The 26,607-nt window shown below is 37.8% G+C and carries 24 protein-coding genes and 1 pseudogene; 7 read left to right on the top strand and 18 right to left on the bottom strand.

What is annotated here, in order from left to right; translation table 11 throughout:
- Positions 1–91: 91 nt before the first annotated feature.
- Positions 92–2,530, bottom strand: coding sequence for a hydroxymethylglutaryl-CoA reductase, degradative (locus IGK77_RS05280; RefSeq protein ID WP_438713039.1), 2,439 nt, complete (start codon positions 2,528–2,530; stop codon positions 92–94).
- 455 nt (positions 2,531–2,985) lie between these two features.
- Here IGK77_RS05280 and IGK77_RS05275 point away from each other — a divergent pair, with 455 nt between their 5' ends.
- Positions 2,986–4,143, top strand: a complete 1,158-nt coding sequence (locus IGK77_RS05275; protein ID WP_071866334.1) for a hydroxymethylglutaryl-CoA synthase — start codon at positions 2,986–2,988, stop codon at positions 4,141–4,143.
- A gap of 30 nt (positions 4,144–4,173) precedes the next feature.
- Here IGK77_RS05275 and IGK77_RS05270 read toward each other — a convergent pair whose 3' ends face one another.
- Both IGK77_RS05270 and IGK77_RS05265 read right to left on the bottom strand, forming a co-directional pair.
- Positions 4,174–4,896 (bottom strand): class I SAM-dependent methyltransferase, encoded by a 723-nt coding sequence (locus tag IGK77_RS05270; RefSeq protein WP_074801210.1) that lies wholly within the window; start codon positions 4,894–4,896, stop codon positions 4,174–4,176.
- A gap of 202 nt (positions 4,897–5,098) precedes the next feature.
- Entirely contained in the window at positions 5,099–7,765 is a 2,667-nt protein-coding gene (locus IGK77_RS05265) for a cation-translocating P-type ATPase (RefSeq protein ID WP_010735810.1), read from the bottom strand.
- A 336-nt stretch (positions 7,766–8,101) separates the two neighbouring features.
- Here IGK77_RS05265 and cls point away from each other — a divergent pair, with 336 nt between their 5' ends.
- Positions 8,102–9,553 (top strand): cardiolipin synthase, encoded by a 1,452-nt coding sequence (gene cls / locus IGK77_RS05260; protein WP_074801213.1) that lies wholly within the window; start codon positions 8,102–8,104, stop codon positions 9,551–9,553.
- A 183-nt stretch (positions 9,554–9,736) separates the two neighbouring features.
- On the opposite strand, the gene IGK77_RS05255 is transcribed toward cls, so the two are convergent.
- The 6 genes from IGK77_RS05255 to thiD form a co-directional block, all read right to left on the bottom strand.
- The gene (locus tag IGK77_RS05255; RefSeq protein ID WP_143073255.1) at positions 9,737–10,276 is read right to left on the bottom strand and encodes a DUF4352 domain-containing protein; all 540 of its coding nucleotides are present in this window, start codon (positions 10,274–10,276) and stop codon (positions 9,737–9,739) included.
- Positions 10,263–10,922 (bottom strand): ATP-binding cassette domain-containing protein, encoded by a 660-nt coding sequence (locus tag IGK77_RS05250; protein ID WP_071866329.1) that lies wholly within the window; start codon positions 10,920–10,922, stop codon positions 10,263–10,265. Before IGK77_RS05250 ends, IGK77_RS05255 begins: the two co-directional genes overlap by 14 nt.
- A gap of 10 nt (positions 10,923–10,932) precedes the next feature.
- On the bottom strand, positions 10,933–11,676 hold the full coding sequence (locus tag IGK77_RS05245) for a hypothetical protein (protein ID WP_074801219.1): 744 nt from the start codon (positions 11,674–11,676) through the stop codon (positions 10,933–10,935).
- Positions 11,655–12,410 carry a hypothetical protein gene (locus IGK77_RS05240; RefSeq protein ID WP_074801223.1) on the bottom strand — a complete coding sequence of 252 codons (756 nt, stop codon included), beginning with the start codon at positions 12,408–12,410 and terminating at the stop codon, positions 11,655–11,657. The genes IGK77_RS05245 and IGK77_RS05240 overlap by 22 nt, the downstream gene beginning before the upstream one ends.
- Positions 12,400–13,182, bottom strand: coding sequence for a hypothetical protein (locus IGK77_RS05235; RefSeq protein ID WP_074801227.1), 783 nt, complete (start codon positions 13,180–13,182; stop codon positions 12,400–12,402). The genes IGK77_RS05240 and IGK77_RS05235 overlap by 11 nt, the downstream gene beginning before the upstream one ends.
- 318 nt (positions 13,183–13,500) lie before the next feature.
- Positions 13,501–14,316: a bifunctional hydroxymethylpyrimidine kinase/phosphomethylpyrimidine kinase gene (gene thiD, locus IGK77_RS05230; protein WP_074801230.1), complete on the bottom strand. Its 816-nt coding sequence runs from the start codon at positions 14,314–14,316 to the stop codon at positions 13,501–13,503.
- Between the two features lie 202 nt (positions 14,317–14,518).
- Between thiD and IGK77_RS05225 the strand changes: the two genes are divergently transcribed.
- Positions 14,519–15,814, top strand: a complete 1,296-nt coding sequence (locus IGK77_RS05225; RefSeq protein ID WP_438713035.1) for an ISL3 family transposase — start codon at positions 14,519–14,521, stop codon at positions 15,812–15,814.
- Positions 15,815–15,987: 173 nt separating this feature from the next.
- Here the strand turns inward: IGK77_RS05225 and IGK77_RS05220 are convergent, their stop codons facing one another.
- Both IGK77_RS05220 and IGK77_RS05215 read right to left on the bottom strand, forming a co-directional pair.
- Complete coding sequence (locus IGK77_RS05220) at positions 15,988–16,428, bottom strand: universal stress protein (RefSeq protein ID WP_010735813.1); 441 nt, start codon at positions 16,426–16,428, stop codon at positions 15,988–15,990.
- 202 nt (positions 16,429–16,630) lie between these two features.
- A complete protein-coding gene (locus IGK77_RS05215; protein WP_074801858.1) occupies positions 16,631–18,028 on the bottom strand; it encodes a glycoside hydrolase family 1 protein in 1,398 nt (465 codons plus the stop codon).
- 153 nt (positions 18,029–18,181) lie between these two features.
- Between IGK77_RS05215 and celB the strand changes: the two genes are divergently transcribed.
- The 4 genes from celB to IGK77_RS05195 all read left to right on the top strand — a co-directional run bounded on the left by celB (position 18,182) and on the right by IGK77_RS05195 (position 22,332).
- On the top strand, positions 18,182–19,453 hold the full coding sequence (celB, locus tag IGK77_RS05210; protein ID WP_010735815.1) for a PTS cellobiose transporter subunit IIC: 1,272 nt from the start codon (positions 18,182–18,184) through the stop codon (positions 19,451–19,453).
- 303 nt (positions 19,454–19,756) lie between these two features.
- The gene (locus IGK77_RS05205; protein ID WP_023519447.1) at positions 19,757–20,479 is read left to right on the top strand and encodes a GntR family transcriptional regulator; all 723 of its coding nucleotides are present in this window, start codon (positions 19,757–19,759) and stop codon (positions 20,477–20,479) included.
- A gap of 252 nt (positions 20,480–20,731) precedes the next feature.
- Entirely contained in the window at positions 20,732–21,709 is a 978-nt protein-coding gene (locus tag IGK77_RS05200) for a ring-cleaving dioxygenase (protein WP_074801854.1), read from the top strand.
- 20 nt (positions 21,710–21,729) lie between these two features.
- A complete protein-coding gene (locus tag IGK77_RS05195) occupies positions 21,730–22,332 on the top strand; it encodes an alpha/beta hydrolase (protein WP_074801852.1) in 603 nt (200 codons plus the stop codon).
- A 207-nt stretch (positions 22,333–22,539) separates the two neighbouring features.
- Here the strand turns inward: IGK77_RS05195 and IGK77_RS05190 are convergent, their stop codons facing one another.
- The 7 genes and pseudogenes from IGK77_RS05190 to IGK77_RS05160 form a co-directional block, all read right to left on the bottom strand.
- Positions 22,540–22,803 carry a hypothetical protein gene (locus IGK77_RS05190; RefSeq protein ID WP_010735819.1) on the bottom strand — a complete coding sequence of 88 codons (264 nt, stop codon included), beginning with the start codon at positions 22,801–22,803 and terminating at the stop codon, positions 22,540–22,542.
- Between the two features lie 395 nt (positions 22,804–23,198).
- Positions 23,199–23,504, bottom strand: a complete 306-nt coding sequence (locus tag IGK77_RS05185) for a hypothetical protein (RefSeq protein ID WP_074801849.1) — start codon at positions 23,502–23,504, stop codon at positions 23,199–23,201.
- A 9-nt stretch (positions 23,505–23,513) separates the two neighbouring features.
- The gene (locus IGK77_RS05180; RefSeq protein ID WP_074801846.1) at positions 23,514–24,761 is read right to left on the bottom strand and encodes a lipase; all 1,248 of its coding nucleotides are present in this window, start codon (positions 24,759–24,761) and stop codon (positions 23,514–23,516) included.
- On the bottom strand, positions 24,758–25,159 hold the full coding sequence (locus IGK77_RS05175; RefSeq protein ID WP_074801843.1) for a hypothetical protein: 402 nt from the start codon (positions 25,157–25,159) through the stop codon (positions 24,758–24,760). The genes IGK77_RS05180 and IGK77_RS05175 overlap by 4 nt, the downstream gene beginning before the upstream one ends.
- 58 nt (positions 25,160–25,217) lie before the next feature.
- A complete protein-coding gene (locus IGK77_RS05170) occupies positions 25,218–25,640 on the bottom strand; it encodes a hypothetical protein (protein WP_074801841.1) in 423 nt (140 codons plus the stop codon).
- 25 nt (positions 25,641–25,665) lie between these two features.
- A pseudogene (locus IGK77_RS05165) lies at positions 25,666–25,914 on the bottom strand (lipase); the annotation flags it as partial.
- A complete protein-coding gene (locus IGK77_RS05160) occupies positions 25,911–26,288 on the bottom strand; it encodes a hypothetical protein (RefSeq protein WP_071868029.1) in 378 nt (125 codons plus the stop codon). The gene IGK77_RS05160 and the pseudogene IGK77_RS05165, both read right to left, overlap by 4 nt.
- Positions 26,289–26,607 lie beyond the last annotated feature (319 nt).

Raw genomic sequence — 26,607 nt, 5'->3', positions numbered from 1 at the left:
TATTTTTTTATGTGTTTTGAGAGGCACGTTATAATAATGAAAATTATTTGTCACCTTTCCTCAGCTACTACGACTATTTCGCAAATTATTCCTAGTTTTTGCTCTCCTGGATAGCTGCTAAGGCAGCTAGTGCGCTTTGTTGGTTGATCGTTCCTGATTCTCTAAGCTTTGCGGCAACTCTCTCGATTTCGTCCCCTTTGGCACCAACTGTGATTGCCAATGCTCTCGCTTGTAAGGACATATGTCCTTTTTGAATACCGTCACTAACAAGTGCACGCAGTGCCGCCAGGTTTTGTGCTAAACCAACAGCTGCAATCACTTGTGCCAATTCTTGTGCAGAATCAATTGCTAACATATCTAAAGAAGCTTTCGCTTTCGGTAAGACGCGGGAAGCGCCCCCTACTGTCGCAACAGCTAAAGGAACCGTCAATTTCCCTACCAAATGATTTTCCTTGATTTGCCAGTCAGTCAACCCTTGGTAACTACCATTTCGAGCAGCATAGGCATGAATAGCCGCTGCGGCTGCTCGTGTATCATTTCCTGTAGCTAAGATGACCGCTTCGATACCATTCATGATTCCTTTGTTGTGGGTCGTTGCCCGATAAGGATCCAACTTTGCGTATTCACTCGCTTGACGAATCTTTTCAGCAATCAGCTGACCCGTTTCTTTGTCCTTTGCCAATCGCTCAAAAGGAATCATACAAGTCGCGATCGCTAAAGATTCCGTCGCCAGATTACTTAAGATACTGAACAAGATTTCTTCTTCAGGGAACCATTCTTTGATACGAACCGCAACTCCCTCCAAAATCGAGTTGATGATATTCGCACCCATCGCATCTTTGACATCCACTAAAAAATCAAGTGAAAGATAGGCATGCTCGCTCCCCATAAATTCTCGAGTAGAAATTTCTCGAACGCCTCCACCACGATTGACGATCGAAGGATAACTTTCGTTTGCACAAGTGACCAATTCTGGTTTTCTTGCTTCAATGACTTCCTTGATTTTTCGATAATCACAACGACCAGTCAAGACGATTTGCCCACGCATCAATCGTTGTGGTATCTGAACGCTGATATCGCCACATATTCTTGCGCCATTGCTCGCTGCAGCAATTACAGAAGGTTCTTCCGTTGCCATAGGAATCCATTTTTTTTTACCGTTCACTTGAAAATTCAATGCGACACCTAATGGGATCTCTACTTGGCTGATTTGATTTTCAATCAAATGGTTGGCGATATCTTCTGTTAAAACAGATTCTTTAAAACCTGTTGCTTCTGCTTGAGAAACCACTTTTTCTTGAACTAATCGCTGTCTACGTTGTTCTGGCGTTAGTTCATAAAACTTTTTTTTTTCGTTATCACCAGTTTCTTGCAAATTAGCTTCCAAAAGAACAGCTAATCCAAGACCGCCACCAATACATAATGAAGCTACGCCGTATCGTTGGTGCTGCCTTCTTAACGCATAGCCTAAAGTAGTCAAGATACGAGCGCCACTAGCACCAATCGGATGGCCTAACGCAATCGCACCACCATAAATATTGACTTTCTCTGATGGGAGATTCAATTCACGATTCACAACGATCGATGACGCAGCAAACGCTTCGTTAATTTCAAATAGATCGATGTCATCCAAGGAAAGCTCTGTTTTCTCCATCAAAGTATTGATTGCTTTGATTGGAGCTACCCCCATGATACTTGGATCGATCCCAACTTCAGAGACTCCTTTAATCGTAGCTAAATACGGTAAGTCATGAGCAATCGCATAGTCTTTAGACGCTAAGATCAGTACAGAGCCACCATCGTTCAAAGGTGAAGCATTTCCAGCAGTAACTGTGCCGTCCTCCGCAAAAACCGTCCGTAAGGTGCTTAATTTTTCTAATGTACTATTTCCTCGCACTGCTTCATCCGTTGCAAATACTTCTTCATTACGTGAAATTGGAATGATTTCTTCCTTGAAGATCCCTGACTCGCTGGCTTGTGCTGCTTTTAATTGTGAAGCCAGTGCATATTGATCTTGCTCTGCCCTCGTCACAGCAAATTGTTTTGCCACATTTTCTGCTGTCAGTCCCATATGAGTATTGGAAAATGCATCGGTTAATCCATCATTGACCATACTTGAGATTTCTTCGATTTTCTCGTTTTCTGGATCGCTCACTTGGATCATCGGCGCTCTAGTCATGCTTTCAACACCACCGGCTATGATCAGGTCCGCTTCGCCTAGTTGGATTTGTTGACGCGCAAGGATCACTGATTTCATCCCAGATCCACAGACTTCATTGATTGTCATTGCCGGAACACTAACAGGGATTCCGCTATTGATCGCAATCTGCCGTGCAACATTTTGCCCATTTCCTGCTTGAAGCACATTTCCAAAAATGACTTGATTGATTGCTTCTTTATTTATCCCTGTTCGTTCAAGGATTTCTGTTGTGATGAATGTTCCCAACTCAACAGCAGAATAACTGCTTAAGCTACCACGATACTTTCCAATCGGTGTTCGTGCAGCATCTATAATAACGACTTCCTTCAAGTTAAGCCACCCGTTGCCAAAGTCTATAAATTTACTCATCCACGTATTATAAAAAACGCGACGAATTTATAGGTGTTACAATCTTTTGCGCAAACGGATTCCCTCCTTATTTCTCTTGTATTTGCGAAAAACATCACGCTGTAACCGACGAGACATTCTTCAAAACGTTTGTCTATATCAAATGGATAGAACAATCTGAATGGTTTCGTAAAAATTAAAATACACTTCTTATTAAATTGTATAAAAGATGGACAGTTGATTATTTTCTAACTGTCAAGTATCTCCTACAAAAATATACCATTCTTTACCGGAAATACAAATATATCATACACCTTTTAAAAAAAGCGCTATATTTTTTTACAAATCCTTAAAAATTAGCTTTTTTGTATTTCTTTTAGCGATTTTGTGATACTTTAATAAAGTAAGTTTTTTATCATGAGTAAAGAGGTGTTGAAATGAAAATAGGGATTGATCGTCTTTCCTTTTTTATTCCTAATTTATTTTTAGATATGACTGAATTAGCAAACAGACGTGGAGATGATCCTGCCAAATACCATATCGGGATCGGTCAAGATCAGATGGCTGTCAATCAAGTTTATGAAGACATCGTCACGCTAGGGGCAAATGCAGCGAGTAAAATCGTCACAGAAGAAGATCGTGAGAAAATCGATATGGTCATTGTAGGTACCGAATCAGGCATCGACCAATCAAAGGCAAGTGCTGTGATCATCCATCATTTGTTAAAAGTTCAACCTTTTGCTCGTTCATTCGAAGTAAAAGAAGCTTGTTACGGGGGAACAGCAGCTTTGCATATGGCAAAAGAATATGTCAAAAATCATCCAGATCGTAAAGTCTTAGTGATTGCGAGCGATATCGCCCGCTATGGTTTAGCAAGTGGTGGTGAAGTGACGCAAGGTGTAGGTGCGGTCGCTATGATGATCACACAAAACCCTCGGATTCTGTCTCTTGAAGACCACAGTGTCTTTTTAACAGAAGATATTTATGATTTTTGGCGTCCAAGCTATAGCCAATATCCTGTAGTAGATGGACCATTGTCCAACTCTACCTATATTGAGTCTTTCCAAAAAGTCTGGAATAGATATAAAGAAACAACAGGTCGAACACTTGCAGATTATGACGCACTTACCTTCCATATCCCTTACACAAAAATGGGAAAAAAAGCGTTGCAAAGTGTGATCGAAGAAACAGATGAAGCAACGCAAGAACGTTTGATGGCACGTTATGAAGAAGGCATCACCTATAGTCGACGAATTGGAAATCTATACACTGGTTCACTTTATTTAGGGTTGATTTCTCTGTTAGAAAACTCTCAAGCATTGAAATCGGGTGACCGTATCGGATTATTCAGCTATGGTTCTGGTGCTGTGAGTGAGTTTTTCACTGGGTATTTAGAAGAAGACTATCAAAATTTCTTGTTCAAAGAAGAGAATCAAGCGATGTTAGATAACCGTGAAGCATTGACGGTTGATCAATATGAAGAAATCTTCAATGAAACATTACCTGGACATGGTGAAACAGCTGAATATCATTCAGATCTACCTTATTCGATCTATAAAGTTGAAAATGATATTCGTTTTTACAAAGAAAAATAATCAATGCAAAAAACTGACCTCGATCGTTGACTAATAAATAGTCAATAATCGATAGGTCAGTTTATTTGTACTCTGAATTGTCTCACTGTTTTTAAATAATTCTTGGAGAGCTGACTGGAAACGTGGATCATCTTGCATTTCTTCATAGTAAGCCTGCAAAAATGAAGCCGTGACTTCTTCCTGTGAATCATAAGCGAATTCCTGTCTCTTATAAGGAAGATGTTCCTTTGACAAATACTTCTCAAATTGGTCCATTATAACCGGCGATGTGTGAGGATCAGATACCTCGATTCCTAAACGCCTTTCAAGAGGTACGAAGACATTATCTTCTGAGGCGACTACTCTTAGAATCAAACATGCTTTCGTCGCTTTGCTACGCAATTTTTCCAGTTGTTCACAAGTAACCAAGGCAGGATTTGCCGCTGAAAAAACAAGGTCATAAGTCTTCTCTTCATGTAAAAAATTAGTAAAATCTTGCAAAATGAATTGGCAGTTAATTAGCCCCAGTACTTGCGCTTCATGTTCAGCATACACAAGCATTTCTTCTGAAAAATCAATCAACTCGTATTGTTCTATTTCTTTTGCTAACGGCAGATAACGCCCTGCGCCACCGGCAACATCTGCGAATGATCCAGCTGGTAATAAATCCTCGCTTCTTAGATAAGCAACGACATCCTCTACGATCGTCGTACTGGATTCTTTTTGTGATTCGTAATAGTCTTTCGCAAAGGTATTCCATTCTTCTTTGTCCATTTGGATAATTTTCCTTTCGTTTTCACTTTTCGGAATAAATTTTTTATGAGAGAAACGATGAGCTTTATTTCTTAGTATAAATCAAAATCCACGAAAATCGAAGAAACGATTCTCGTGGATTTCTTTTTGATTCGAAAGGCTTAAAACTATCACATTTTATTGTTATTCGTAAGTGATAGATGAACTATTTTGTCTTTAATAATTATTTGTTTCCTTGTACACGTACCAAAATCATTTTAGTGATTTCCATCAATACAACCGTTACAAGCGCGATTCCAATACAAGTGAAGACTTCAGTCAACCCAAACGCTGCTGGGATCGAGAAGACTTCTTTTAGTCCTGGGATCATCGCAATACAGTAAAGCGCACTACATACAGCAACTGCTAATAGGACACTGCGGTTTGAGAAGAAACCAGCTTGGATCGCTGTTTGTGTATTTGAACGGGCTGGGAATGTTTGCAATGTACGACACCAAATCAACGTTGTGAAGGACATCGCCACGCCAAATTCAGGTGAATGTTGCATTCCTAACCATTGAGCAAAAATAACCGCAATACCGATCAATACGCCACGATATGTCACAGAGATCAATGTTTTGTCCGTAAAGATACCTGAATTTGGATCTCTTGGTGGACGTTTCATTGTCGCTGGCTCTGCTTTTTCAGTTCCTAACGCGATTGCTGGTAATGAGTCGTTAACTAAGTTGATGAACAATAATTGTAAAGCTGTAAATGGATTTGACCAATCTGCAACCAAGGCAAAGATGATCGCGATGATCGCGCCTAAGTTTCCTGAGAACAAGTAAGAGATGGCTTTTTTGATATTATCAAAGACATTACGTCCTACTTCCACTGCGCTGACGATCGATGCGAAATTATCATCTGTCAGAACCATTGCTGCAGCATCTTTGGCTACGTCAGTACCTGTACCCATTGCAATACCAATATCTGCTTGTTTCAAGGCAGGTGCATCATTTACTCCGTCACCTGTCATCGCAGAGATATGACCTTTTGTTTGCCAAGCACGCACGATACGGATTTTATTTTCCGGAGATACACGTGCATAAACCGTTACTTTTTCCAATACTTCATTCAATTGATCTTCTGATAGCTCATCTAATTCTGTACCAGTCAAGGCTTGATCACCTTCAGCAAAAATACCGATTTCTTTTGCAATAGCAACCGCAGTTGTTTTGTGGTCACCAGTGATCATGATCGTTTTGATCCCAGCACTTTTTGCTTCTTTGACTGCTTGAGTTACTTCATCTCTTGGCGGATCGATCATTGCCATGATCCCAACCAAGATTAAATCATCTTCATCATCAAATGATAATTCTAGGCTATTGATTGGACGATAAGCAAAGGCTAATACACGCAATGCGCGTTTTGAGAATGCTTCGTTTTGTTCTTGGAATTTTTTTCTTAACTCATCTGTCATTGGCACGACTTCACCATTTACCAATGCTTTTGTACTGCGACCAAACACGATATCTGGTCCACCTTTGACAAATAAAAATTGTTGATTGTCGATTTCATGTGCTGTTGACATCAATTTTCGATCCGAGTCAAATGGTAATTCTGCTTGTCTTGGATACGTTTGGCGGATCTCGCGATAAGGTTGGTTCATTTTTTCACTGAAGTCAACAAACGCTACTTCTGTTGGATCACCTAGTTTAGAACCATCTTCACTGATTGACGCATCATTTGCCAAGACACTGATCTCAATTAAACGACGCTCATCGACAGACCAGTTTTTTGGATCATTTGAAAAATCACCAGTTGCCCCATTAGCTAAATAATAGTCAACAACAGTCATTTTGTTTTGTGTCAATGTACCAGTTTTATCCGTACAAATGATACTCGTTGAGCCTAACGTTTCTACGGCTGGTAGTTTACGGATGATTGCATGTCGTTTGGCCATTTTATTGGTTCCAAGTGACAAGACGATCGTCACGATCGACTGCAATGCTTCAGGGATCGCTGCTACGGCAACCGCAACTGCAAACATGATGGCACTAACGATATCTGCCGTCATATCTCCTGTTCCGCCACCCATATAGATACGGAATAATTGGATACCTAAAATCACCAATGATAAGCCTAAAATGGCTAAACTTAACTTCTTACTGAATTTATCTAAACCACGTTGTAATGGTGTCACTTGTTCTGTTGTTGATTCTAATAAACCAGCAACTTCACCGATTTCTGTATTGTTTCCTGTAGCAGTTACTAAGAATTTCCCACGACCGTAAGTAATGATCGTACCACTAAAGACCATATTCAAGCGATCACCGATCGGCACAGTCTGAGTAATTTCTACTACTTCTTTTTCTGCTGATGTCGACTCACCTGTTAACATTCCTTCGTCAACTTTTAATGAACCAGCTTCTAACAAACGTCCATCTGCCGGTACATAGTCACCTGCATCAAGTAAAACAATATCCCCAACCACTAATTCATTTGCCGGAATCGTCATTTCTTTTCCGTCACGAATCACTTTTGCATCTGGTGCAGAAAGGTTTTTCAATGCTTCAAGTGAACCTTCTGCTTTTTTCGTTTGGATCACACTGATCACTGAGTTCAACATCAACACGGCAAAGATAACGAAAAATTCGATATAGTCACCCATCACCATTTGAATCAATGCAACAACTAATAACACAATTACCATAGCGTCTTTAAAAGTTTCGAGAAACAGTTTCCAAGTTGGCTTCTTCGGTGCTTCCTTCAGTTGGTTCAAGCCGTCTCTTTCTAATTTTTCTTTTGCTTGCGTACTACTCAACCCATCAGGTGAGCTTTGCGTTTGTTGCATCAACGTGTCGATCGATTCTTTGTAGACCGTTGATTGTGCGTGTTCCTTGTTTTCCAAATTTCATCCCCCATTTTAGTTATTGTTTCCGTTATCGCCTGAAAAAAAAGAGACCTAAGACAAATACGGATTTGTCTTAGGTCTCACCATTTCATACAATACCAGAAAACCAATTGGTTAACTTACTGTTGATATTATCACAACAAATGTTGTCGGTTACTCCCCTAAGGAGATATTCAACTGTACTTTTATCCTACATGATTTATTTTTAAATTGCAACAACTTTCGCTTATCCTCTTGATATTTTCAAAAAATTTCCACCTTTGTTTTCTTGTGAATATGCTTCTCTCCTTTCTCATGCTATACTAGTGTTATTATATAAAGGAGGATTCACTCGTGGTAGGAAGTATTATTACTTTTTTATATGTACTGAACGCACTTATTGCTCTTGTAACTATCTTGATCAAACCTCGTGACGTCGCAGCAATCTGGGCATGGTTACTTGTTTTATTTGCTTTACCTGGTTTTGGTTTTATTCTCTACCTTTTCTTTGGTCGTGGCTTGACCGACAAGAAAAAATTCTATCTGCGTCAGAGTGATTTAACCGAACTGGAAAATTTCCAGGATTTCAAGGGAGATACCTTAGAACATTATGATCCCATCATCCAGAATGAAGATCATCAGCATTTCGTTGATTTCTTTTCATCCTTGAATCAAATGCCACTCACGCGAAAAAATGCCGTCACTTTACTGACAGACGGTCAAGAAAAATTAACAGCCGTCCTGAAAGATATCGAAGCAGCTGAGCATTCGATCCATATCGAATATTATGCCTTCGTTACTGACAACATCGGCCAACAAATCTTGAAAGTATTGGAAAAAAAAGCAGCGGAAGGTGTCGAAGTCCGTTTACTCTATGATGCCTTTGGCTCCCATGGCACAAAAACAAAAGATTTTAAAAAGTTAGTCGAAAATGGCGGTCATGTCCACACGTTCATCACTTCGCAACGGGCACTTCTACGCTTTCGTCTAAATTATCATGATCATCGGAAAATCATCGTTGTTGACGGCAAGATCGGATACACAGGTGGTTTCAACATTGCCGATCAATATGTCAACCACACCAAAAAATTTGGCTATTGGCGAGACACGCATATTCGTATGTATGGGGCCGCTGCCTCTTTATTACAGCTTCGCTTTTTGATGGATTGGAATGTCTCTGTTCCAGATCAAAAAAAAGTCGGCTATCATTTAGATTATTTCTTTAAAGCAGAGAAAGAAGATCAGGATCAACTATACCAAACATCGATTCAACTTGTGTCTAGCGGACCGAACAACGAACGGGAACAGATAAAGTTATCCTTTATCAAGCTGATCAGTTCAGCAAAAAAACGTGTATGGATCCAAACACCTTATTTAGTGCCTGATGAAAGTGTGATTGCCGCGTTAAAAATCGCTGCCGCTTCTGGCGTAGAGGTGAAAATCATGATCCCTAACAAACCAGATCATCCTTTCATCTACCGAGCAACTCAGTACTACGCTCGCCAATTGATCAAAGAAAATGTACAGATCTTAGTTTATGAAAATGGCTTTTTACATGCGAAAACATTGATCATGGACGACGAAATCTGCATAGTCGGATCAGCTAACCAAGATATTCGTAGCTATCGTTTGAATTTTGAAAGTAGTGCAATCATTTATGATCCAGCTTTCTTGCAACAACTAGCCGACCAATTTGTACTCGATGAACAAGCAAGCAAACCGATGACTACTGAAACAGTCAAAGAAATGTCTAATTGGTTGCTGTTCAAACAACAAATCTCCAGACTATTCTCACCGATTTTGTGACCTATTTTTCCTTCAATAATCAACAGTTGTAATGACAACCTTATTTCATTGATAGGATATTTCAAGAAAGAAACTCCCTTAGCAGATTTCTCAGAGTCTGCTAAGGGAGTTTCTTTTGTTGAGCTGTCTTTACAGTATTAAGAAAAAAAGAGACCCTTCAAAATTTCCATTGAATTGGAACGATCATAGCTGGATAGCTACACCTTTATAGACTCCTTTATCGTAATTAGCATGATAATTCGCTTGATCAAATCGAAGTAAAGCTTGAGTTGTTAACACAAATTGAAAGGATTCTTCTACTTTTTCTGCATCGACCGTGTAGACATATGTAAGCGTCGTTTGCTGTTGAGGATCTAGTACCTGTTGCGGAAAGTCAACATCACCTGTATTGTAATAGTTGTAGCCACTAAATAACCGACTTTCTTTCAAAATTGCCAAATCCTGGGCATCCGGCGATATATTTTTAACGTTTACTGTAACTGTCACAGGCATAAACTCATATTGGTCCATCGGGTTCCCACCATCATAATGATAGGACTTTCCTTTAGAATAGTTTAAAACAGTGAGTTCTAAATCATTTAAAGAGACTACGTCGTTCAAATGGTAAGTGGTAATTGCAAATGATTTGGGTACTCCACGATTGATTTCGATAATACGAGCAACTGCGACTGCTAAGATTATTGAACCGCCCAGACAAAAAAAGAAAATTTTACTTTTTCTCATCATTCGATACCTCAATTCTTGAAAAACTTCCACGATCAACTTGATAAAATTTGGTGCAAACTCTTTGCAAATCTTCGTTTCGATGACTTGTCAGCAAGACTAGCTTATTTCTTAACTTCAATTCTTCAATAATCTCGATCAACAATTCAATTCCTTGATTATCCAACCCATTAAAAGGCTCATCTAAAATGATCATCGTCGGATCACCCATCAACGCTTGCGCAATTCCTAAACGCTGTTTCATCCCTAAAGAATAGTTGGTAACCTTAACTTTCTGTTTATCCAATAAACCTACGAGTGTTAATAGTTCAACAATCTCATCTTTTTTGACATTATCGGTCAATAACGACAAGCTATATAAATTGTCAAAACCTGTCATCGAACCAATAAATCCAGGATTTTCAATCAACATTCCTGTATGAGAAGGAAAGTCTACTTCTTTGCCGATTGTTTCTTCCCCTACCTTGATCTTTCCTTTTGAAAGACGAATAAAGCCACAAATTGCTTTAAAAAGCATTGTTTTACCCGAACCATTTTGACCGATGAAACCTACAACGTCACCAAGCTCAGCTGAAATCGTTGCCTCATTAAGGATTCGTTGTTTTTTTCTTTCAACGGTTACTTCTTTTATTTCTAAAAATGCCATGGAAACCCTCCTAAAATATGTGCCTACGAATGAAAAATAAAATACCAACCAAATAACCTAACAATAATCCCAACTGTATTCCTAAAACCACGAATAATGTAGGATGAGTCAAATAGAAATGAATATCATTAGTTAGAATCAATGAATATTTATAAGGCATAAACTTAAAATTGACTAGACTTGCAACAACCAGCATGCCCATGCAGATCAATAACGAGAAGATACCGTTTGAATAAATAAAATAAATGAATACGGCTAAAAAATTAAGCAAGATAACCGTCGAAAATAATAGAAAGCTATAATGTATAACAGCCAATGACCAAAAATCAGCGGAATAAAAAATTAAAAAAAGTGCGCTGAAAAAAATGAGAAGATAGGCAAAACAATCCACTATGATCGTAAGAAAAATCGAAATTGCCAATTTACGTCTACTTTTGATCCGGATCAATAAAAAAATACTTTGTGTTTCCAATAATTCAATAATCGGGAAAAAGATAAATAGCAATGAGAACAGATGAAACAAAAGCCAAAGATAAGGAAGTAAATAGTCTGTATAGTTATGAATAGGATAAGGACCTTGAAACAAGAAAGTAAGGATACTTTCTCCATCAAAAAGGATCCTAGGATACATATACTTAATTGCTAAAAGGTAACCTATCAAAAACACCCCAGTAGAGATCCACCATTTTTTCCCATAGGTAAAGGTAAAACTGATCATCCGTCTAGTGACTATCATGATCGAGGTAAGCACCATTGGTTGGACCTCCTTAGTAGAGTGACTGTATATTTTGCTGCAAAAAGCAAAAGGTTCAGAGAAATCAATAAACCCAGCCAAGCGATAAATGTACCTTGAGCCGTTATTTGTTGTCGATTAACGATAAACACGAGATTAAAAGCCGGAAATGAGTCAACTAAGTTTATAATAAATACTGTCATAACCATTAATACAACGACTAAATAATTTCTAATTACTCTATTTAATAAGAGAAAAAGATGTCCTATAAATAGAAATTGTAAGTACTTGATGGCTGCGATCTTACCAACATTCAATAAAGTTAGCTCTGCCTCCACCAATTCTCCCTTAACGAGAGCGTACATGATGAGGTAGGCGAAAATAAATCCCAGGAAAACGAAAATTATGTAGAGGATCAGACTCAAAACCATGATTAGATCCTTACTCACCAATAGTTTCAACTTTGTTTTAACATGTAATAAGTAAAAATTTTCTTCTGTTTTTTTATCTAAGCTATGGATAAAAAACAGCCATATCATCAAATAAATAGAACTGATAAATCCATTTATTCCTCCATTTAAAATACCGTATGGTCCATAAAGCAGTAAATCTAACTCGTCGTATTGTTGTCCCATCTGATTATACTGATAAACTAAATTACCCAAACTGAAGATCATCCCTATGAAAAAACATCCCCAGATTTTCTTATGTGAAGTAAGCGACAAATAATAGCAAATAGTTTGCTTAAATCTCATTCTTCTTCACCCCATAGATCACCGTCATGACTGCAAATAGCAGTATAGTTATGACAAACAAAACGCCTGTCAACTGAAGACTTTCTGTTCCAATAAATTGATCACTCAAACTATACTTTGCAGCACGCAACACACTGATCGACATATCGCTGACTAAAACAAAAAACATTGGAATCAAGATAGCAAGGTAACGATTATGTGTTAAATAAGCGCAAATACTAGCAAATAAAGAGAGACAGCCACCATACAAAAAGAGAAAGGCACTTCGCACTAACAAATAGATGCCTGGATGGTCATAATACAAATGGGGCATGAATTCATCAGAAGGGACCAAAAACATACTATAAAATCGATGCAAAGGCGTCACAGGAATAAAAAACAGGAGGCTAATAAAATTAACAAGGACAGGAATAACCACTAAGCACCCACCAATGAGAAAAGCCAACAAAAAATGATTGATCAAATACTTTTTTAACGTGATGTGAGACACCATCGATTTCATATAACCACTCTGGCGATCCTCCGCTAAAATATCCCCGATTGGAATCGTTGCAAGCAATGAAAAAGAAAACTTAAACGTTATTAAAGTTACTGCCGGAATAACAAGCATATGTAATGAATAAAGACTGGTCGGTTCGTCATACCCTCCCTTCCATGGGTATTGCCCAATGATACCATATGTAAACAAGCAAGATAAACCTAGAACTACCATAAAAGCTAACATATAAATAAATTGACGTCTTCTTAGCACACGATATAGAATTGCTCTCATAAACCTTCTCCTACTAAAAATTATTTTTTGTTTGCGCTCTCTAAAAACCAAGACATACTAACCACGTAGCATATAATAACACAAAAAAATTAACAAAGGATGTAATAAAGATGAAAAACGGGTTATTTTATGAGGCTATTTTGTTAGAGGTGAGTTAGTTAGAGTCCAGACAGTGTTTAACTATTTTTCAAAAAACAGCTACTTATTTTTCTAAAGTTATCTACTTAATCAACAAACTCCCCTGAGAACCACCAGAATCCATTAGGATGCACTAGTAGCTATCAGGGGAGTGCTGTTTAAAATCATTTTTGCTATCAGTTAGTCGATCGTACTTGCCGCCCAATGATTGATTGGGCCATATTTATGTCCAATAAAAAGTTCTTCTTTGATTGCTTGATTGACATATTGTTTCGCAATACGGATGGCTGCTTCCACCGTTTCTCCTTTTGCTAATTCAGCAGCAATACACGCAGATAAAGAATCACCTGTTCCATTGATGCGATCTGTTGCATAAAATGGTGCTTCTAACCAAAATGTTTTTCCTGAAGCTAAACGAACATAATCCCTCACTGTTTGTTGATTGGAATCACTAGTATGATGTCCTTTGATCAAAACATTTTTGGGTCCCAGCTCTTGGAGGATCTTAGCCGCTTTTTCATAATCTTCTTCTGTTCTCAATTTGAGACCAGTCAGTTTTTCTGCTTCATAAAAATTAGGAGTAACTACTTCTGCCAATGGCAGTAATGCTGTTTTTAATGTAGTCAATGCTTCTTCTTCCAATAATTGATTGCCATGTTTCGTCATGATGACTGGATCAACGACCAAGGGACCGAAATCATACCTTTGAATATTTTTGACCACGGTATTGATCAATGTCGCATCTGCTAACATCCCAGTCTTTGCTGCTTTGACTTGGTAATCATCTGCAAGCAGTTCAAATTCTTTATCGATAAAATCCGTAGGTAAAGGAACACTTGCACCGATTCCATAAGAATTTCCAGCGACACAAGCAGTCAAAACAGCTACCCCATAGACCTTTCTTGTAAAAAACGTATGCAAGTCTGCTTGCATCCCTGCACTTCCATCGCTATCTGATCCAGCGATCGTCATTACTTGGACATATTGTTGTTCCATTTCATCCATCTCCTATTTGAAATACGTTTGTCTTGTTTATCCTACCGCATTTTCTGCTGAAAAACAGGCTCTATAATTTATGGGACTGATGAATCAAAATTGATTCTTTAGTCTCATTTTCATTTTAGGTATTAAAAAACATATCGTTCTCTAGTATGATTAAATCACCACAAAATAAACAACTGAGAGGACGATATGCTATATGAATGATTCTATCAAAAAAATGCTGAGATTAATAGATAAAGATTTGATGATTACTAAGATCTCTTACGAGATCTTTCATAAGGAAAAGACATTGGTCATTAATGCCATTCTCTCACCTACTCCTCGTGCCTGTAGAAGTTGTGGTTCTACTGTGGTAGATGGAAACGGGAAAGCAACTGTGGTGAAAAATGGGAAGAAGGAAATCATTGTCCGCTTTGAACAATACAATCATATGCCAATGGTTATGCGCTTAAAAAAGCAACGCTATACCTGTAAAAACTGTCGATCCCATTGGACTGCTCAAAGCTATTTTGTCCGCCCAAGACATTCAATTGCGGATCATGTCAGATATAAAATTGCTTCTTTACTGACTGAAAAAGTCTCTTTATCTTTTATTGCGAAAAGCTGTCAGGTATCTTTGACCACTGTTATTCGTACATTGAAAGAGTTTAAAAGCTATTTACCAAAGCCCACTAAGAGGATTCTCCCCAAAGTATTGATGGTTGATGAATTTCGTTCGCACACTTCCATAGAAGATAAAATGAGCTTTATTTGCGCAGATGGAGAAACAGGTAATTTAATTGATATCTTACCTACGCGTAAATTACCTCGATTAACAAACTATTTCTTGGGCTGCATCAATCCAGAAGAAGTAAAATTCTTAGTCACAGACATGAACGCCGCCTACTTCCAGCTTACCAAACGCGTTCTGCCAAATGCGAAAGTAGTGATTGATCGGTTTCATATTGTCAAACACATGAATCAAGCTTTCAATGAGTTGCGTATCCGTGAAATGAATGAACTGCGTAAAGCAGGACAGAAAAGCCATGCAGAAAAACTGAAAAAGAACTGGCGCTTTCTGCTAAAAAATCGTGCAAACATTAACCACTATGAGTATAAAACATGGAAAAGTTTCCGAGCACCTAAATACCCATTTCTTACTGAAGCAATGATGATTGATCGATTGCTTAGCTTTTCTACGCCCCTAAAGGAGGCGTATCCCTTTTTCCATGAATTAGTTGAAGCTTTTCGAGACAAAGACCCTGACTTGTTTTTCTCCTTATTGGCAGAACTTCCCGAAACGTTAGATGACGGCTTTCGTGAGAAACTTCAAAACCTTCTGACCTACGAAGAAGGCATCGCCAATGCGATGATTTATCCTTACTCCAATGGAAAAATAGAAGCAAAGAATACCCACATAAAAACGATGAAACGAGTATCCTACGGTTTTAGATCATTTGAGAACATGAAAATTAGAATCTTTTTGACCAATCAATTAATCAATGTTAGATAACAAAAAATCTGAGCCAGAATGAGGTTCATTCTGACCCAGATTTAATTTTTCGCAACTCATCAGTCCTTATTGACAAAGAGCCGAAAAACAAAAAAGGATGCGCAATGAATCATGCAGCATCCTCAAAAACGGATAAATTATATGTTAAAAGTAAATAGTTCGAGCAAAATCTTTTATTTTACTACTAATACATTGCATTTCGCGTGATTTACCACATAAGAAGTCGTTGAACCAACCAATGCACGTTCAACGGCGTTTAACCCAGTCGCCCCCATGACGATCAAGTCAATTGGCTCTTCTGACTCGTTGAAGTTTGCGATCAATGTTTTAGGATAACCGTATAACACATATGTTTTAATATCCGTCAAACCTTTTTCGATCGCTAGATTTTGATGTTCCTTCATTTGTTTGTCTGCCACTTCATCTAACTCTTCTTGTAAACTTGTTGTGACAAAAGCAAAGTCACCAAAATAATTTCCTGACACCTCATTTACATACAAGATGTGTAATTTTGCTTGATTTCGTTTTGCTGTTGCGATTGCTTCAATAAATGCTTTTTCTGATTTTTCTGAACCGTCGATTGCTACTAAAATATTTTTATACGTGTCTACCATTGAAACCGCCTCCTTCTTTTCTTTTAGTGTAGCACGATTAGAAACGAAGAACAATTCTTATGGATATGGTTCAAAAGCCCCTGGCTCCAACAGAAAAAATAAGGCAGAAAATCTGATTGTTAGATTCCCCACCTTATTTCAAAATAATTTATCCCATTCATTTAGTTATAAAATACTTGATTCTTTTTTTCGAAGTCACTGATCACGCTTCAAAACCATTATTTGCTGCTACTTCTTTAAACCAGTGTCCTGATTTTTTGATCGTCCGTTTCCCATCTTGTTCTAGATCAACTGCGATAAAGCCATAACGATTTTTATAAGCATTTGTCCATGACCAGTTATCCATACATGTCCACATATGATAGCCTAAACAATTTGTTCCTTCTTGAATAGCTTGATGCACATATTTCAAATGATCTGTCACAAACTCGATACGATAATCATCTTCGATCATGCCTTGTTCATTCACGTAGCGCTCTTCCCCTTCGACACCCATGCCATTTTCAGAGATAAAGCATTTGATATTGCCATAATTTTCTCTCGTATTCGTCAAGATATCATAGATACCTTTCTCATAAATTTCCCAACCACGATAAGGATTCATTTTTTTATTCGGCATATCGTAGTTATCGAAATAATCATCTGGTAACGGCGCACGATCTTTGTCGATCGGTGTTTCTTTCGCTTTGATCCGTCGGGGTTGATAGTAATTGATTCCTAATAGATCCACTTTATTTTCTTGGATGATCGTCAAATCGCCTTCTTCCATTACAGGCATGATATCCAATTCTTTGACGATATCGATCAACTCTTGTGGAAATTCACCTTTTACTGCTGGATCAAGGAATGAGCGATTGAAAAAGGCATCCGCAATCGCCGCAGCTTTCACATCCTCCGCATTATTTTCGTCACGTGGATAACTTGGTGTCAAGTTCAAGATAATACCGATCTCTCCATCTTGTCCTGTTTCATGGTAGATCTGAATCGCCTTTGCACTTGCTAAGTTTTCGTGGAAACCCACTTGAACTGCTTCTTTGAAGTTCACATGATTTGGATAGTGGAACTGATAAAGATAGCCACCTTCTACAGGGACGATCGGCTCATTGTGCGTAAACCATTTCTTCACAAGATCGCCGAATAACTCAAAACATGTTTTGGCATACTCAGCATAAGCATCAACAGTCTCTCTCGCTAACCAGCCACCTTTTTCTTGTAAAGGCATCGGCATATCAAAATGGAAGAGATTGACGAAGGGTTCAATACCATTTTCAATCAGTTCTTCAAAGTACGTACGATAGAAAGTGACTGCTTGCTCATTTACTTTCCCTGTACCATTAGGAAGCAAACGACTCCACTGGATCGATGTTCGGAACGTATTATGACCAGTAGCTTTCATCAATGCGACATCCTCTTTATACTTCGTGTAGACTTGAGAAGTCTTGCTTGGTCCTACTTGATTGAAAAACTTCTCAGGCTCCAAGTCGTACCAATGATCCCAAATATTTTCTCCTTTTCCATCTCCTGCTACACGTCCTTCTGTTTGTGGTCCACTAGCAGCTGAACCCCACCAAAAATTTTCTGGAAATACATAATTTGTCATGTTTAGTCCCTCGCTTATTTTTCTTTTGATAACGTAATCATACCAAACCTTAAAAATAAATCAATACTTTTTAAATAAATGACTAGACATTTATCTAAATTGAAGTTATACTCATTTTGTAATCGATTGCAAATTATAATAGAGGTGAATAAAATGAACGGTTTTATGGATAAACTTGCTCAGAAAATCATGCCTTTAGCGAACCTACTAGGGCAAAATCGTTACTTGACAGTGTTACGGGATGCATTTATGTTGTCGTTTCCTTTAACAATGTTCGGATCGATTGTTGTCGTTTTCAATAACTTACCTTTCTTTAGTGATGCGACTAAAGGAACGTTGTCTAGCTTATTTGGAAATGGACAAAATGCAACAATGAGTATCATGTCTGTCTTTGTTACTTTTGGTATTGGCTATTATTTATCTAAATCATATGATGTAGAAGGTATTTTTGGAGGTGCTGTCTCATTTGCCAGCTTCTTGATCTTAACACCTTTCGTCATGACAACTGTCGGTGGCGAAGAAGTATCAGGTGTGTTGACTCTTGATCGCTTAGGTGCAAAAGGGATGTTCATCGGGATGATCGCAGCTTTCATCGCAGGTGAAATCTACTGCCGAATCACTAAACGTGGTTGGCAGATCAAAATGCCTGCAAGCGTGCCACCCGCTGTGACAAAATCATTTGCGGCGTTGATACCAGCAGTTGTTACTTTGACCGTTTTCTTGATCATCAATGCTGTAATGACTGGTGTCTTCCACGCAAACTTGCATGATGTGGTTTACGAAGTTATCCAAAAACCATTGACTGGTTTAGGAAGTAGTTTACCTGCAACTTTAATTGCCTTGTTCTTTGTACAATTCTTATGGTTCTTTGGTCTTCATGGTCAAATCATTGTCAACTCTGTGATGGACCCGATTTGGAACACCTTAATGCTTGATAACTTAGAAGCTTACCAAAATGGTCAAGAATTACCACACATCATCACAAAACCATTTATGGAAACATTCACTGTCGGAATCGGTGGATCAGGTATGACTTTAGCAGTTGTATTATTGATGGCCTTTGTTTTGAAGAAAAAACAATATCGTGATGTCGGTCGTTTAGCTCTTGCACCAGGAATCTTCAACGTGAATGAACCAGCAATTTTTGGTTTACCGATCGTATTGAATGCAACTATTTTGATTCCTTGGGTTGTCGCACCATTAGTCGTAACAACGTTCAACTACCTTGTAATGGCAGCAGGTATCGTACCAGCGCCAACTGGTGTCTCCGTTCCATGGACAGTGCCAATCATCGCAAGTGGTGTCTTAGCCACTAACTCATGGTTAGGTGGCTTACTCCAAGTGATCGATTTTGTGATCGTCGCAGTTATCTGGTATCCATTCTTGATGATCTTAGATAAACAACCTGATTTGGATGTTGTTTGATCTTATACTAAAGGAATGTAGTATTTGAAGTTGAAATAATCATATTCACGAACAATAATCAAAGAAGCATCCACGAAAATTTGCTCGTTGCATTTTCATGGGTGCTTCTTTAAGTTTTGAAACATACATAAATTGGTATTTCATTGATCGCAATGAGCAACTGTCCTCTATAAAACATCAGTCAGCTATTTCCTGTACCAAAATTAAAAAATAAATTCTCTGATAAAGCTATCCGCGCTTCTCATGCTTTTATTGGTTGTCGGCGCTATGATCTTTCGTTATACTCAAAGTGAGGTGAAAAACGTGCCAAAATATGAAGAAATCGCAAATGTCCTAAGAGATCGAATTCGTTCAAAAAAATATCCACCAAATAGTTTTTTACCAAATCAGGTGGATCTAGTCGAAGAATTCAATGCTAGTCGAATGACGATCAAAAAAGCCATCAACATCTTAGCCATGGAAGGACTCGTTTATTCCCAAAGAGGGTCTGGAACTAAGATTTTAAGCCATCCTTATTTAAACAAAGATACTTCTCCAGCTAATGAATACGAAGGATTAAGTTTACAAATGAAACGCCGACAACGCTCGCTGACAAGTCAGATCATTCAATTCGATGTTGAGTTTCCTAATGCTTTTATTCAAGAACGCTTGATGATCGATGCGGAACAGCCTGTGTATAATATTCATCGCCTACGTATCTTAGATGATGAACCGTATATTCTAGAACATACTTTTATGCCAGTGCAACTTGTTCCAGGATTAAAGAAAGAGCATCTCCTATCATCGATCTATGATTATTTGCACAAAGAACTCAATGTCCATTTTGCTGGAGCCTATCGCGCGATCTCAGCAGATAAAAGCTCTGCGTTTGATCAACAATATTTGAATTGTGCAGAGACCGATCCAGTTCTTGAAGTCCAGCAAGTAGTCTATCTCAAAGATGGTCAACCGATCGAGTATTCCTCAAGTCGCAATCGCTTTGATGTCCGCAACTATTCACTTTTGGATGTCCGTGGAAATCAGTAAGTATTATGACTTTTCCTATCGTCATTTCAACTAAGCAACGTCTACGATCCTACTATCGTGAGCGTTGCTTTTTTATATCGTTTTAGCTGATTACACCCCCTCACACTCATTGAATCGAGTGAACAATATTCCAGAAGCAACCTCTCTTTCAACTAGTAAGACATATTTATTGCAAAATTTTTGGTAACGTCCTATACTAACTTTAATAACGTTTACTTACTTTTTGTAAGTTAAAGGAAAAGAGGATAAATTATGGATACAACAATCAGAGGCGTCCACCATGTGACAGCAATGACATCTAGCGCAGCAAAAATCTATCGCTTCTTTACAGACATTTTAGGCATGCGTTTGATCAAAAAGACAGTGAATCAAGATGATATTGAAACTTACCACTTATATTTCACCGACGAACATGGCTCTGCCGGTACAGATATGACCTTTTTTGATTTTCCCAACCAGCCAAAAGGAACGAAAGGAACGGACACGATCGCGCGCACTTCTTTTCGTGTTCCATCCGATACAGCATTAGAGTATTGGTTGGCTCGCTTTGAAAAATACCAAATCACTCATTCTGAGATCAAAGAACGTTTTGGTAAGAAATATCTTGAATTTGAAGATTTCGATGAACAAGCGTATCAATTGATTTCGGATGAAAAAAATAGCGGCGTTCCTGCGGGTATTCCCTGGAAAAACAGTAGTATACCGACAGACGTGGCAATCACTGGACTTGGTCCAGTCATCGTACGTGTGAGTGATCTTGAGCCGATCCGAACAGTATTGCTGGCCTTACTCGGTTTTAAAGAAATCGAACAAGTGGATGATTTTTATTTATTTGAAGTCGGTGCTGGTGGAAACGGCGCTAGTATCATCGTCGAACATCGTGCCGATCTACCCAAAGCCATCGAAGGGTACGGCAATGTCCATCACCTCGCTTTACGTGTAGCTAATCATGAAGCACTGCAGTTTTGGATCAATAAAATTAGTCAGACCTCCCTACCTAGCTCTGGATTTGTTGATCGCTTTTACTTTGAATCTGAGTATTTCTTAGCTTCTACTCATGTCTTATTTGAATTAGCCACCGATGGCCCTGGATTCTTTGGAGATGAACCCGCTGAAACAGCTGGAGAGATCCTTGCTTTGCCACCATTATTGGAAGCAAAAAGAAAAGAAATCGAAGCGTATGTTCGACCTTTTGACACGCGTGATGCGAACCAAAAACGGGTAGATTAACGACGACAGGAGTGAGTCATTTGAAGTATCTTTATAGACAAGGAAAAGCAACACAAAAAAAATTGATTTTACTTCATGGAACTGGTGGCGATGAGCACTCACTTTTGGAAATTGCAGCGTTTCTTGCACCTGAAAGTACTCTTTTATCCTTTAGAGGGAACATCAACGAGCAAGGCTTGAATCGTTTTTTCAAAAGAAACGGCTTGAACCAATTCGACTATGATAGTTTAGCTGAAGAATCTACAAACCTATATAATAAAATCAAGGAAATCAGTCACTTACAAGATATCCCATTAACTGATTGGATCGTTGTCGGTTTTTCAAACGGAGCAAATATTGCCGCTCATATCATGTTGGCTCAACAGACAGAACTAAAAAAAGGACTCTTCTTTCACCCGATGTCCTTAGATGACTATCAGGAAAAATCAGAACTCCCTGACACTTCTGTCTGGTTATCCTTTGGCGAAGGAGATCCAATCGTTTCTAATACTTCATTTAGTCAATTAGTTCGCGAATTTGATTCACGAGGCGCCAAAGTAACAACACAAATCACAGATCAAGGACATCAATTGACAATGGATGAGTTGACCCATGCCAAGCAATGGCTTGATACTATAGACTAATGCATAGCGTGTTTTTTGAAACGAAATCCATCATCCAACATCGAAAAAGAACTTGGGAAAACAAATCGTTTTCTCAAGTTCTTTTTTACATTTTAACTCCACTTATTAGACAAGGTAGCTTGGGGTTCGGATAAATCAATTATAAAAAGAAACATAGAGTGAACAGCCCGCCAAACTAACACTTATTATTCTTGTGATAACACTGACTTATTCAAACACTTTCAATTCTTTTTCTTGTTCATCGAATACTTCTATTACCTTTTTGGCAAATCCTCCTTTTAAAGAATTTTCTAACTGATCACGACTACTAGAAAATGAATTTTCCGCTTCCTTTACCGCATCCTTATGGGTTTTATCCGTCGTTTTCTTTTCTGCCGCTAAATTTCCCTGCATGGCAATTCCCACAGTTTGGACATTCCATCGCTCTAAAGTTTTTCTTAATTCATTTAACAAATCTTCTAATTCATCCATGACTTCCCGTTGCCAAAAATCTATAATTAGTTCCTCAAGATAAAGTTATCTAACATCTAATTTATAGAGATTATATATTTTGACAAACTAGTTTCCTCCTTATCTACCTCTTACTTTTGAGAGACTTTACGCTATAACCAACGAAAGCGCTCCTCAATCATTCTTAAATTCCTCTTCTGATTGATACATTTTTATAGACTAATCTATATGAGAAAATTGCCAAATATAGAAAATTCGAATTTCAAAACTCCACTTTCATTGAGTAAAGCAGAATTAACTTTTAGCTGTTTATTGTACTCGTAAAAAGGTATGATTTCCCCTCAATCAGAAGATACGTGCGATTGTTCCGATTCAACGACATGTTGGTATGTTTTTATGTAATGATTGCTCTTTTATCACTGACTTAACTTTCGATAAGCCGCTTGATACTCTCGTTCTAAATCATCGAATCGTTGATGTAACTGACGTCGTTCTGAATTTAATGCTGTCTTATATTTCTCTTCTGCAATTTGATATTGTTTCCTTGCTCTCATCAACGGTTCGTTATCACGGGCTAAACCATTTAGACTTCGCCTTAACAGTTGTTCAGATTGTTCAACTACTTCTTCTCCTTTTCGGTTGAAATATCGCAACAAGTCTTCCTCTTCTTCTAGTTTGATTCGTTTTCTCTGATAGTCTGCTTGCAACTCTTCAATCGTCATTTTCTTCCCTCATCCCTTTAGTTGATTGGCTAATTCTTGATCTCGTGCGACTAAATCATCGATTTTATTTTTGATTTCTTTCGCCAATTCGTCATAGCGTTCGCCTTTTCGTCTGGCTTTTTGGATTCTTTGTTGACATTTTTCCTTTGGCGTCATTACGTGTGTTTCCCATGTCACGCCAACAGATGCCAATGTTTCTTTTACTTCCCAAGCACTTAAAGAAGGTGCAGCATGTTCCGCTCTTCGTACCTCTTCTGCCCAATTCATTTCGATTCGTTCAATACTACTCTGATTGATTCGAATGACTTCTTCCATTGCACTTTTAGTTTTTCGTCCCATTGTTTCTACAACTACCTTTGTTTGACTATGATTCAAATAAATTCGCTCATTCGCTGATAAATGTCCTCCACTCGCAGTAAACTTCTCACGCCATTTTTTCAACGTACCCAAATGACTTGAAAAATCACTCATTGCTTTATGTTTTTCCTGTTGTATACTTGCTTTCGTATTATAGTCGTTCTCTGGAATGATCAGATTTCCGTATTTATCAAACCTCCAAATATCTAAACCATGATAATCAAACGGATTCATTAACCCCATTTCCATGCTTATTTTTATTTCTGCGCCTGTTCCATCTCCCATGAGATTGCCAAGCAATTCATCCCCACGATTACGATAATTCGTCAACATCCCCGGATTTTCCTTTATCCATTTTTTTGCTTCTGGAGATAATAGTTCGTAAGGATCTGGTCCATTGAACCCAACATTTTTCCATTGGTTTTCAGCTGCGACATACAAGGCTAGATACTGTCCTAATGAATGTCCCGTTGTAGAAATTTCGGCATCTTTATACTCATTCTTTACCTCTTTCGCAAACTCAGTTGCTGACGTCAATTGCCCTGAAACACGTGCTTGACTAGGTGTCATAGAAAAACCCGGACTAACTGTTTTATCAAAAAAACCACCGATCGTTCGTATATCTGTTTCTATATCCTTAAAATCTGATGTATTTGTTCCTGCATAAGAAATCACTACTTGGGAAGTATCAACATTCCCTTTTTCATCCAGCGGAGCGACTGCCATAGCTTGCATGCCATCTGTTTTCGAGTTTTCACGGAGTTTTAGTATTTTGAATTCAGCCCCACCGAAATTTTGAATGATCCATTCCTTTAAATCAATATTATATCTAGGATGTTTAGGATCTAGCCAGTATACCTGCTCACTTATTTGATTATAGTTTTTATCTGTAATTATCATACATAATCCACCTTACCATTGGAATGAATCACTTTTACTTTATTTTTAGTAATTCCTTTTACTTGTACTGTTCTATCTATAACTCCATAGCTACCAATTTCACGACTATGGTTTCCAAAACTATAGGAAAAACAAACAGACTGGCCTTTAGTATTTGTTAGAGTAACGCGCATGCCATAAGCCCCCGTCATGGAAACATTGTCATATCCTGCATCTTCCATTTTCACCTCTAAAATATCCGCAAATATATTCTTCAAAGCTTGGACCGATTCTCTTTCTGCGATTAATAATTCTTGCACTTTTCTTTCTTCTCTCTTATCCATGTATACTTTCCCTCCGATTCCGATCATTATCAAACTGATTATTGCTGTGATGCCTATTAACAGTTGTTTATTCATTCGTATCCCTCTCGCTTTTAGACTATCGCCAATACACCAAACTACTATTTTACCAAAATCATCCCTCTTCCTCCTGACCGTTGGAATAAGTTACTTTTACTTGGGTATAGGTTATCCCTTCAATTTGTACATGTCTATCTACAATTCCATAATCATCAACTTCTTGACTATGATTTCCAAATCCAAAATCAAAATAGACGGATTGTCCTTTTGAATTTTTCATAGTCACTACCTTTCTGTATGAAACTGTCACACTGTTATATCCTGTTTTTTCAAATTTCACTTCTCCAATATCCGCAAATGTATTTTTTAATACTTGCACCGATTGTTTCTCTACTGCTAACAATTCTTGTACTTTTGTTTCTTCTCTCTTATTTATGTATGCTTTCCCTCCAATTATGATTATTACCAAACTGATTATTACCAAACTGATTATTACTGTGATACCTATTAATATTTGCCTTTTCATTCGTTTATTCATTTTCAATATCCTTAATATCTTATATATTTGTTCCTGCATAAGAAATCACTACTTGGGAAGTATCAACGTTCCCTTTTTCATCCAACGGAGCGACTGCCATAGCTTAGGTGCCATCTGAACCAAAGTTCTCTTGAATCTTTAAAATTTTATATTTTTTATCTATTTTAAAAATAGTTCCCTCTGTCATATCTGAATCATATTTCTTATCATCATTTTGATCTAACCGATATACTTTATCACTAAATTCTTGATATTCTTTATCACTAAATGTCATAGTTTACCCTCCATATTATTTGAGAATACGATATGGATCGGTTCTTTTGTGATCCCTTCTTTTTGAACATTTACATTATTGATAATATATGAACCAATTTCATTTCTCTCTTTCCAAAAAGAAAAAGAAAATGAGTCACGTTCCCCTTTTTTATTTTTGATTGTTACAAATAGGGTGTATGAACCTGTCATTTCATTTTTAGCAGAACGTTCAAATTTAACTTCTGCAATATCCGCAAATGTATTTTTTAATACTTGGACCGATTGCTTCTCGACTGCTAACAATTCTTGCGCTTTTCTTTCTTCCCTGTTATCCATGTATACTTTCCCGCCGATTCCAATCATTACCAAACTGATCAGCACTACTATACCCATTAAAAGTTGTTTGTTCGTTTTCTCATCTCTCCCTCTTTTCCTTTCAAAAATAAAGTTTCGCTTCTCTATTTAATAGATACGTCAAAGACAATCAAAAAACGAAAAACTGAGAAACATCCTCTAAACAATTTATCAGCTACTTCTCCATCAAAATAAATCGTTATTTAATAGTTGCTCATTTTTGGAAAATCCAAAATCAATGCGGTTGATTCATCTTTATATTTAAGGATTCAATTTCACTACTATCTCTTAGATCAATTTATTACGCAACTCATCCTATCATTTTTACATTGTTATTTATTACATTCCTAATAAAAGA

This window comes from Enterococcus sp. DIV0806c, from assembly GCF_051710905.1.
Classification (GTDB): domain Bacteria; phylum Bacillota; class Bacilli; order Lactobacillales; family Enterococcaceae; genus Enterococcus_B; species Enterococcus_B mundtii.
This window is presented reverse-complemented; position numbering and strand designations above follow the sequence as displayed.

What these genes read in the sequence shown, in the direction of transcription:
- IGK77_RS05235 (WP_074801227.1), bottom strand. Translation starts at nt 13,182, where the DNA reads ATGAGAGCAATTCTATATCGTGTGCTAAGAAGACGTCAATTTATTTAT.
- IGK77_RS05200 (WP_074801854.1), top strand. Translation starts at nt 20,732, where the DNA reads ATGGATACAACAATCAGAGGCGTCCACCATGTGACAGCAATGACATCT.
- IGK77_RS05270 (WP_074801210.1), bottom strand. Translation starts at nt 4,896, where the DNA reads ATGGACAAAGAAGAATGGAATACCTTTGCGAAAGACTATTACGAATCA.
- IGK77_RS05275 (WP_071866334.1), top strand. Translation starts at nt 2,986, where the DNA reads ATGAAAATAGGGATTGATCGTCTTTCCTTTTTTATTCCTAATTTATTT.
- IGK77_RS05175 (WP_074801843.1), bottom strand. Translation starts at nt 25,159, where the DNA reads ATGAATAAACAACTGTTAATAGGCATCACAGCAATAATCAGTTTGATA.
- IGK77_RS05185 (WP_074801849.1), bottom strand. Translation starts at nt 23,504, where the DNA reads ATGACGATTGAAGAGTTGCAAGCAGACTATCAGAGAAAACGAATCAAA.
- IGK77_RS05215 (WP_074801858.1), bottom strand. Translation starts at nt 18,028, where the DNA reads ATGACAAATTATGTATTTCCAGAAAATTTTTGGTGGGGTTCAGCTGCT.
- IGK77_RS05240 (WP_074801223.1), bottom strand. Translation starts at nt 12,410, where the DNA reads ATGAGATTTAAGCAAACTATTTGCTATTATTTGTCGCTTACTTCACAT.
- IGK77_RS05220 (WP_010735813.1), bottom strand. Translation starts at nt 16,428, where the DNA reads ATGGTAGACACGTATAAAAATATTTTAGTAGCAATCGACGGTTCAGAA.
- thiD (WP_074801230.1), bottom strand. Translation starts at nt 14,316, where the DNA reads ATGGAACAACAATATGTCCAAGTAATGACGATCGCTGGATCAGATAGC.
- IGK77_RS05225 (WP_438713035.1), top strand. Translation starts at nt 14,519, where the DNA reads ATGAATGATTCTATCAAAAAAATGCTGAGATTAATAGATAAAGATTTG.
- IGK77_RS05190 (WP_010735819.1), bottom strand. Translation starts at nt 22,803, where the DNA reads ATGGATGAATTAGAAGATTTGTTAAATGAATTAAGAAAAACTTTAGAG.
- IGK77_RS05255 (WP_143073255.1), bottom strand. Translation starts at nt 10,276, where the DNA reads ATGAGAAAAAGTAAAATTTTCTTTTTTTGTCTGGGCGGTTCAATAATC.
- IGK77_RS05160 (WP_071868029.1), bottom strand. Translation starts at nt 26,288, where the DNA reads ATGGGTATAGTAGTGCTGATCAGTTTGGTAATGATTGGAATCGGCGGG.
- celB (WP_010735815.1), top strand. Translation starts at nt 18,182, where the DNA reads ATGAACGGTTTTATGGATAAACTTGCTCAGAAAATCATGCCTTTAGCG.
- IGK77_RS05180 (WP_074801846.1), bottom strand. Translation starts at nt 24,761, where the DNA reads ATGATAATTACAGATAAAAACTATAATCAAATAAGTGAGCAGGTATAC.
- IGK77_RS05170 (WP_074801841.1), bottom strand. Translation starts at nt 25,640, where the DNA reads ATGAATAAACGAATGAAAAGGCAAATATTAATAGGTATCACAGTAATA.
- IGK77_RS05250 (WP_071866329.1), bottom strand. Translation starts at nt 10,922, where the DNA reads ATGGCATTTTTAGAAATAAAAGAAGTAACCGTTGAAAGAAAAAAACAA.
- IGK77_RS05245 (WP_074801219.1), bottom strand. Translation starts at nt 11,676, where the DNA reads ATGGTGCTTACCTCGATCATGATAGTCACTAGACGGATGATCAGTTTT.